3 protein-coding genes and 1 pseudogene are annotated in these 3,228 nt (G+C 69.7%); all 4 read right to left on the bottom strand.

All coding sequences use genetic code 11. The annotated features are described in order from the left end of the window. Nucleotides 1–416, bottom strand: a pseudogene (locus tag FNH05_RS35185) (ABC transporter permease subunit); the annotation flags it as partial. After that, nucleotides 413–1,444 carry a methionine ABC transporter ATP-binding protein gene (locus FNH05_RS35180; RefSeq protein ID WP_144593165.1) on the bottom strand — a complete coding sequence of 344 codons (1,032 nt, stop codon included), beginning with the start codon at nucleotides 1,442–1,444 and terminating at the stop codon, nucleotides 413–415. The gene FNH05_RS35180 and the pseudogene FNH05_RS35185, both read right to left, overlap by 4 nt. After that, entirely contained in the window at nucleotides 1,441–2,394 is a 954-nt protein-coding gene (locus tag FNH05_RS35175; protein ID WP_144593164.1) for a MetQ/NlpA family ABC transporter substrate-binding protein, read from the bottom strand. The genes FNH05_RS35180 and FNH05_RS35175 overlap by 4 nt, the downstream gene beginning before the upstream one ends. A gap of 193 nt (nucleotides 2,395–2,587) precedes the next feature. After that, the coding region (locus FNH05_RS35170) for a TetR/AcrR family transcriptional regulator (RefSeq protein WP_144593163.1) at nucleotides 2,588–3,228 on the bottom strand (641 nt) is incomplete at its 5' end.

The raw sequence follows: 3,228 nt of genomic DNA, 5'->3' as shown, positions 1-3,228 counted from the left end.
GTCCCGATGATCCGCCACGGGCTCGCCCCCATCGCGCGGGCCGCTTCGATCACCCCGGGATCGATGGTCACCAGGTTCTGCTCCACGATGCGGGAGATGCCGAAGGTGGCCGCCACCACGAGCGCGAAGGTGGCCGCACCGGTGCCGAGCTGGGTGCCCACCACGGCGATGGTCAGCGGCCCGATCGCGGTGATGAAGATGATGAACGGGATCGGCCGGATGATGTTCACCGCGAGGTTGAGCGCGGTGGACACGAACCGGTTGGCCAGGATCCCGCCGGGCCGGGTGGTGTACAGCAGCACGCCCAGCACCAGCCCGAGGAAGCCGCCGATGATCAGCGTCGCGATCGCCATCCACAGGGTCTGGCCGATCGCGTCGAGGAACACCGGGCCCAGGGTGGACCAGTCGATGCTCATGCCGGGATCTCCTCGATTTCGGTGGTGTCGCGCAGTTCCGCGATCAGGGCGTCCACAGCGGACGGTTCCCCGATCAGTTCGAGGGTGAGCCCGCCGAAGGACCGGCCGGACAGGGCCGTGATCCCGCCGTAGACGATTTCGAACCGGACTCCGTGGCGTCCGAGCGCGTCGGAGAGCACGGCGCCGAGGCCCCCGCCGTCCCGGACGCGCGCCGAAACCAGCCGCCCGCCGTGCCGCGCGCGGATGCGGTCGAGATCATCGCCTTGCGGGGTGTCGCGCAGGAGGGTGCCGGCGAACCGTTGCGCCGTCCCGGTCTTCGGCGCGGAGAACACGTCGTAGGTGCTGCCGTGCTCGACCACCTTGCCGCCGTCGAGCACGGCAACGTGGTCGGCGATCTCCCGCACCACGTCCATTTCGTGCGTGATGACCACGATGGTCACCCCGAGTTCGGTGTTGACCCGTTTGAGCAGGCGCAGCACCTCGCCCGTGGTGTCGGGATCCAGTGCGCTGGTCGCCTCGTCGGCCAGCAGGATCTTCGGGTTGGTCGCCAGCGCGCGGGCGATGCCCACCCGCTGCTTCTGCCCGCCGGAGAGCTGGTCGGGATAGTTCCACGCCTTGTCCGCGATGCCGACGAAGCCGAGCAGTTCCGCCACGCGGCTGCGGCGCTGCTCGCGCTTCCATCCGGCGATTTTGAGCGGGTAGGCGACGTTGCCGAACACGGTGCGGGAGGCCAGCAGGTTGAACTGCTGGAAGACCATGCCGATCCCGGCCCGCACCTGCCGCAACTGCCGCTCCTTGAGCGTGCCGAGGTCGACCCCGTCGATCAGCACCCGGCCGGAGGTCACCGGCTCGAGCGCGTTGATCAGCCGCACCAGGGTGCTCTTGCCCGCACCCGAGTAGCCGATGATCCCGAAGATCCGGCCCGCCTCGATGCGCAGGTCGACGTCGTCGACGGCGGTGACGGCCCGGCCGCCGCCGGTGAACGTCTTGGTGACGTGCTGGAACTCGATGAGCGGCGCCCCGGTCATTTCTTGGCGGCCCGGACGGTGTCCTCCAGGCGGGACAGGATCTTCGCCAGATCGGCCTGGGAGCGGTCCACCAGCACGGCGGTGTTCTTGGACTGGGCCTCGACCTTGCCGCTCACGCGCGGATCGCGGTAGAGCGCGGCGAGCTTGAGGTAGACCGGGTTGTCCTTGTCCTGGGCGCGGCTGACGAACGCGTTGATGTAGGGCTCCGCCGAGGGGTTCTTCGGGTCGTCGTTGAACAGCGCCTTCGACGGGTCGAGACCGGCGTCCAGGGCGAAGTTGTTGTTGACGATCGCGGCGTCCACCGAGGGCAGCGCGGCCACCGTCTGGGAGGCGTCCACCGGGGTCACCGCCACCTTCGAGGCGGCGGGGTCGATCTCGGCCGGGGTCGACAGCACGGTGCCGCCGCCACGCAGGCTTATCAGCCTGGCCGACTGCAGCACGAGCAGGGCGCGCGCCTGGTTGGTGGGGTCGTTGGGGATCGCGACCCTTCCTCCGGCGGGGATCTCGGCGAGGGCCGCGTGCCTGCGCGAATACAGGCTCAGCGGCACCACGTAGGTCGAGCCGACGGGGGTCAGCGTGTCGCTTTTGGACACGTTGTAGTTGGCCAGGAACAGGATGTGCTGGAACAGGTTGAGGTCGAGCTGGCCCTGCGACAGCGCCGGGTCGGCCTGCGTGTAGTCGCTGAAGTTGACCAGCTTCACGTCGATGCCCTCGGCGGCGGCCAGTTCCGTGAAGCTCTTCCAGTAGTCGGAGCTCGCGTCGGTCACTCCAATGCGGACGGTGGTCCGGCCCGCGGTGTTCGCGGACCCGCCGCCGGAGTTGACCACGACGAGTACCACCGCGACGACGGCGACGATCACCACGGCGGCGATGCCGAGGAAGAACCCCTTGCCACGGCCCGGCTTTTCGGGCAGCGCCGTTTCCGGACCAGGGGTGTTGGGCGAAGACATGAGACCTCTCAGGGACCGAAGGGGATGGGGGCCACGCGGATCGCGGTGGCGCGGTCATCCTGCAGCAAGCGGGCGGTCCGGGGCATGTCGTTTCACAGAGCGGACCGAGACGGCCGGAATTTGCCCTGCGGCGGCGGACTGTGCTAGCGGAGGAAGACCGTTTTCCCCGCCGCCGCAAGGAGTTCCGTGTGACCTACGCCTCGGTGGTCTGGTCCTCGGGGTGACTGGAGACACGCACCGCGTGCTCGATGAGACACGTGGCGTGCTCGACGAACCGTTCGCGGTCCACCGGCAACTGGCCGTCGAGCCAGGCGGCGAAGAGCACCCCGAGGCCCGCGCCCAGCACCGTGCCGGTGAGGATCTCGTCCACGGGGTCGGCCTTCTCGCCCGTCACCAGGCTCATCAGCAGGATGGTGGCCTCGGTGCCGCGCCGGGTCAGGACCGGCTCCCGGACCGCCTCGATCACCAGGATGCGGGCGTCGGCCGGGTGGCGGGCGAAGTAGTCCAGCAGCCCGGACACGCCGGCGCGGGCCCGCGCGCGCAGGCCGGTGATGCCGGGTGGGATCGCTTCGCGCAGTGCGGCGATGACCCTCACGGCGCTGCGATCGTAGGTGGCGGTCAGCAGCGCGTCCCGGCCGTCGAACTCCTCGTAGAAGTAGCGCTCGGTCAGCTTCGCCGTCCGGCAGGTGGCGCGGATGGTGACCGCGGTGACGCCCTCGGTGCCGAGGAGTTCGGCGGCGGCGTCGAGCAGCCTGCTCCGGCGCTGCTCGCGCCGTTCGGCGGCCGAGACGCCCTTCCAGTCCTGCTTCGCCGGGGTACGCATGGCCCCCATTC

Source organism: Amycolatopsis rhizosphaerae (assembly GCF_007713715.1).
Classification (GTDB): domain Bacteria; phylum Actinomycetota; class Actinomycetes; order Mycobacteriales; family Pseudonocardiaceae; genus Amycolatopsis_E; species Amycolatopsis_E rhizosphaerae.
The sequence above is the reverse complement of the archived record's forward strand: the minus strand, read 5'-3'. Positions and strand labels throughout refer to the sequence as shown.

Coding starts and splice junctions, on each gene's coding strand:
- FNH05_RS35180 (WP_144593165.1), bottom strand. CDS start 1,444: ATGACCGGGGCGCCGCTCATCGAGTTCCAGCACGTCACCAAGACGTTC.
- FNH05_RS35175 (WP_144593164.1), bottom strand. CDS start 2,394: ATGTCTTCGCCCAACACCCCTGGTCCGGAAACGGCGCTGCCCGAAAAG.